The 4,036-nt window shown below is 57.7% G+C and carries 4 protein-coding genes, 1 pseudogene and 1 other annotated feature; of the genes and pseudogenes, 2 read left to right on the top strand and 3 right to left on the bottom strand.

Annotated elements, in window-relative coordinates:
- From K728_RS20620 to K728_RS23230, 3 genes are all read right to left on the bottom strand, one after another.
- The coding region (locus K728_RS20620) for an IS3 family transposase (protein WP_156911251.1) at positions 1-597 on the bottom strand (597 nt) is incomplete at its 3' end.
- Between the two features lie 282 nt (positions 598-879).
- The gene (locus K728_RS0110470) at positions 880-1,191 is read right to left on the bottom strand and encodes an IS3 family transposase (RefSeq protein WP_024476463.1); all 312 of its coding nucleotides are present in this window, start codon (positions 1,189-1,191) and stop codon (positions 880-882) included.
- Between the two features lie 32 nt (positions 1,192-1,223).
- Positions 1,224-1,799, bottom strand: a complete 576-nt coding sequence (locus K728_RS23230; protein WP_084442871.1) for a 3'-5' exonuclease — start codon at positions 1,797-1,799, stop codon at positions 1,224-1,226.
- Positions 1,800-2,477: 678 nt separating this feature from the next.
- Between K728_RS23230 and K728_RS0110465 the strand changes: the two genes are divergently transcribed.
- Both K728_RS0110465 and K728_RS0110460 read left to right on the top strand, forming a co-directional pair.
- Complete coding sequence (locus K728_RS0110465) at positions 2,478-3,203, top strand: hypothetical protein (RefSeq protein WP_024476660.1); 726 nt, start codon at positions 2,478-2,480, stop codon at positions 3,201-3,203.
- 353 nt (positions 3,204-3,556) lie between these two features.
- Positions 3,557-4,036, top strand: a pseudogene (locus K728_RS0110460) (transposase); the annotation flags it as partial.
- Positions 3,856-3,990: a sequence feature (AL1L pseudoknot), on the top strand. Its footprint overlaps the pseudogene before it by 135 nt.

Below are 4,036 nucleotides of genomic sequence, written 5' to 3'. Positions count from 1 at the left end.
GGCGGAATGCAGGCGTTCGTTGTTGTACCAGTGGACCCATTCGAAGACGATTGTTTGCACGTCGGTTTCGGTTTTCAGGGCTCCGGTGCGGAACGGTGAACCCTTCGCGACGGCCTCGTTTTTGAAGAGCCCCATGACCGTTTCAGCGGCGGCATTGTCATACGCGTCGCCGACGCTGCCGATCGAGGGCTGCAAGCCCTCTAGGGCCAGGGTATCGGTGTAACGGATGGAGGTGTATTGGCTTCCCGCGTCCGAATGATGAATCAGCCCCGCTGCGGCTGGCCGGCCGGTGTGTTGACGGCGCCACAACGCCATCCGCAGGCAGTGTTCCACGAACGTAGTGTCCTTCACTGTGGAAGTTTCCCACCCGACGATCGCCCGGGAATACAGGTCGATGACCAGGGCCACGTAGACGAACCCGGTGTAGACCGGCACGTAGGTGAAATCAGTGACCCAGACCTGGTTCGGGGCCAGGGCTGTGAAGTCCCGATTCAGTAGGTCTCCGGCGCGGCGGCCGTCCTTCCCGGGGACCGTGGTGCGCATCTTGCGGCCTCTGATCAGACCGTTCATGCCCTCTTCGCGCATCAGCCGGTCCACAGTGTTTGGAGGCTTCCGGGAAACCGTTGCGGCGCAGCCACTGAGTCATCTTCCGGCGCCCGTAAAGGATCTCGGGGCGTCGACGGCCTTTCGCATCAGCGACGTTCAAAGCTCGTAGGGCATCGGTGAGGCGGGCGTCTTCAAGGGTGCGCAACGCTGGCAGGCGTGTCTTCCACGCTCGGTAGGTTCGTGCGGCAACCTGCATGCCCTGGTCTCGCAGGACGGCGCAGATCGACTCGACCGCGTAACCAAGAGCGCGCATGTCGTCGATAAATCGGCAGGTCAGCGGCGGCGAGGGTCGAGTTCCCTTGCGAAGAAAATCGAGGCCTGTTTCAGGATCTCGTTGGACTCCTTCAGATCCCGCACCTCGGCCCGGAGCCGCTTGATTTCCTCCAACTCCTCGCTGCTTGGCCCGGTCTTTTCACCGGCATCGATCTGGGCCTGGACCACCCAACGGCGCAGCGATTCAGCACCGACTCCCAGCTTCGGCGCCAACGCCTTACAGGCCGTATAAACAGAGGGATATTCGGACAGCCGATCCACCGTCATGCGCACTGCACGATCACGGACCTCGGGAGGAAACTGCTTGGGCATAGTCACTATCTTTCTCTCAGAAGATAGCGGCATCAAACCCGGGACGGTTCAGCCTTCGATTTCGACTTCGTGGGCCAAAGGAGCTCTGTCGAATGCAGTCCGTGTGCCCGAGCGATTGCGATGACCGCCTCAGCACATACTGTCGAGTCGTCGCCGGCGTCGTGGTGGTTGAAACTTGCTAGGCCAAGTGCCTTTGCGACGTGTGGCAGTTTATTCACTTCCAGGCCGAGCAATCGCCTCGCGAGGTCTAAAGAACAGAGAAATGAAAGCTCCGGCGGCTCGAATCCCGACTCGGAGCAAGCGTTACGGAGCACGGAACGATCGAAGGATGCGTTGTGCGCGACAAGGACATCGGTTCCTACGAAATCGACTATGTGATCCAAACTTGCACGCCAACTAGGGGCTCCCATCACGTCGCCCGGTCGTATTCCATTTACAGAAATGTTCCTTGACTCGAAGTGGCTGACGGATGGCGGCGGTTGAATCAGCCATGACTTCGAGTCGACGACTACACCGCCTTGCACCTTCGCGAGGCCGACCGCACACACGGATCCACGCTTGTTGTTGGCCGTTTCGAAATCGATCGCGGTGAAATTGAGACCTTGCATTACTCCCCCAGAAAATTCAGCGCGCCCCGACAGGGCAACTTCTGAGAGCCTATATCCTCGACGCCCGGTCAGGTGTCACCACCACTGATGTCGACACTCCGCGTTCTGGCATTCCCAGTCGGGAGATCCAAGTTCTCGCTCTCCCGTCGTTGGATTGAAGCGTTCTTCAACGAGAATGCAGCACCCAGCAAACACTGTCTTCGGCATCGTTTCCTGCGCATTCGGCATGATCATGCCGTAGGCGAGCCGCCACGACTCGCTACCGCAGACCGGACATTTCCGGGTCCGCGGCGCTTTCGCCTTTGAATTGGAGTTCATTCAGCCATGTTAGATCTTGCTTACGACAGTCTATCGACAGGCAAGCTAACAGTTTTTGTAACTGATCACAGGACGCGCCTTGTCTCCTACGAGGACTTGTGAACCGTGCGTTCACTTGAGCCACCGACATAGCATCCCGCGTTTTCATGCCTGCGATGTCCATCAGCAGTCACATTCAGCCCCAGGAGATCGGCGCACGGTCCAATCCGCCAAGGTCAACAGGTCTGGTGTGCCCGACGACGATCGCATTGACTCGAAAGGATATCCGTTCTGTTGCCCCCAACTTTCTGAGTTTTAGTTTGTCACTTCAACGTTTTGGCCACACCCGTCTTGTCTCTACCACTTGATAGAGTCCCGACCATGACTTACAAATTCAGTGATCAAGAAGAGATTCTTATTGAGGTATGCCGCACCGAGTTTGGGGATGAGGCCCGTTGGTTCGAGCCCGAAGGCTACAGGGACGGACTTGCTCTTTGCGTCATCGATTCCATTTTCTCCACCGGATCTCATTACCGAAGTGTTATCAATGTCGTCAACCGGTATTGGGATCACCGAAAGACGCAGGGTGGCGACCCTCGGAGTGATGGCGTTAAAGAACTGGAAAATTCATTCGTTGAGGCCGGCGGCAGCGAGCCGTGGGCAGATCTTGTAGGGAACCGTAAGCCAGCACATACGGGAAATGGTGCCTTACTGAAAGCGGAGGTCGTGCGTCGGGCCGCAGCTGGTTTACAGTCTTTGGATATCCTGAGTACAAAAGACCTTCACGGCGAATATCAAAACGACCCGTCTCTAAATAGGCTCAAGTCGATGTGGAGGAATCTGCCTAGCCAATCCTCTGGGGTCACCTTCAACTACCTCCTGATCCTGGCCGGTCTGCAATCGGTTAAAGCTGACCGCATGATTCTGAGATTCATCGAACAGCACACCAAGCTTGATTCCAGGCAGATCAATCCTTCGGAGGCAGCTGACCTGGTGATGCGCGTCGCCGAGGCCTACCCCACGACTGCTCGAAGGTTAGATCATGTGATTTGGCGACACACGTCAGGCAGGGAGCACCTCATGCCGGAGCCGAGTACGAGTATCTGACCTTTGTGAATAGTCAGTCGAACCCTAAATACCCAGGTGCATTTCGACGATTGACAGGTAACAGGTTTTCTACAGACGCGAAGTTGGACCGAGGATAGGGGTTGCGCAGACTGCTTGCACTGACGCATACAATTGGTCAAAGTCTTGACGCAGTTGCGAAGCTGCGCAGCCAAGTTGGGGTGGTAAGGAATGTCCGTTGACGTAGGGGTCGATACCGAGGGCTCGCGTGCCCAAGTATTGCGACTAATTGATTTCCTAGCGGACTACGACGCCCAACGAAACAAACCTGTCAGAGACATTGAACCGCCCTGGGTTTGTTGGAGGCTTCTGACCTTGGAATCGAGAATAGAGTCATGGCAAAGAGTCAGGGAACTGGGAGGCCGACGGCACGTCGGTATTCGCCGGAGGAGAAAGCCGCAGCGGTGCGGATGGTTCGAACCTTGCGGGCAGAGCTTGGGACCGAGCACGGGACGGTCCATCGGGTGGCTACTCAGCTCGGATACGGGGTTGAGTCGGTGCGGTCGTGGGTCAAGCAAGCCGACATCGATGACGGGCACGTCGCCGGTGTGAGTACTGCGGATGCGGGCCGGATGCGGGACCTTGAGCAAGAAGTACGGGAGCTGCGTCGGGCGAACGAAATCCTGAAACGGGCTGCGAGTTTCTTCGGGGCGGAGCTCGACCGCCAACACCGGAAGTAGTCGCGTTCATCGACGCGAACAAGAACGACGTCGTTGAGGGTCGCCCGCTTGGAGTCGAGCCCATCTGCAGCCTGTTGCAGGTGGCTCCGAGCACGTACTACGCCGCGAGGGACCGTGCACCGTCCGCGCGTACCG

The sequence above is a fragment of the Arthrobacter sp. CAL618 genome, assembly GCF_000468215.1.
Taxonomy (GTDB): domain Bacteria; phylum Actinomycetota; class Actinomycetes; order Actinomycetales; family Micrococcaceae; genus Arthrobacter_D.
This window is presented reverse-complemented; position numbering and strand designations above follow the sequence as displayed.